Annotated in this window: 3 tRNA genes; all 3 read right to left on the bottom strand. The window is 51.1% G+C overall.

What is annotated here, in order from left to right:
* Positions 1-2: 2 nt before the first annotated feature.
* The 3 genes from FN960_RS21105 to FN960_RS21095 all read right to left on the bottom strand — a co-directional run bounded on the left by FN960_RS21105 (position 3) and on the right by FN960_RS21095 (position 256).
* A tRNA-Gln gene (locus tag FN960_RS21105) sits at positions 3-77 on the bottom strand.
* Between the two features lie 10 nt (positions 78-87).
* Positions 88-160, bottom strand: a tRNA-His gene (locus FN960_RS21100).
* A 22-nt stretch (positions 161-182) separates the two neighbouring features.
* Positions 183-256 (bottom strand) — tRNA-Trp (locus tag FN960_RS21095).
* Between the last annotated feature and the right edge of the window lie 77 nt (positions 257-333).

The following is a 333-nucleotide window of genomic DNA, read 5'->3' as shown; positions in this document are numbered from 1 at the left end:
AATGGCTGGGCTACCTGGGATCGAACCAGGGAATGACGGAATCAAAATCCGTTGCCTTACCGCTTGGCTATAGCCCATTAAAAAAAGGGCGGCTGATGGGAATTGAACCCACGAATGCCGGAATCACAATCCGGTGCGTTAACCACTTCGCCACAACCGCCACATTACATTATAATTTTATATGGCAGGGGTAGTAGGACTCGAACCCACACCGGAGGTTTTGGAGACCTCTGTTCTACCTTTAAACTATACCCCTAAATGGTGGAGGGGGGCAGATTCGAACTGCCGAACCCGTAGGGAGCGGATTTACAGTCCGCCGCGTTTAGCCACTTC

This window comes from Alkalicoccobacillus porphyridii (assembly GCF_007293315.1).
GTDB classification, from domain to species: Bacteria; Bacillota; Bacilli; order Bacillales; family Bacillaceae_D; genus Alkalicoccobacillus; species Alkalicoccobacillus porphyridii.
This window is presented reverse-complemented; position numbering and strand designations above follow the sequence as displayed.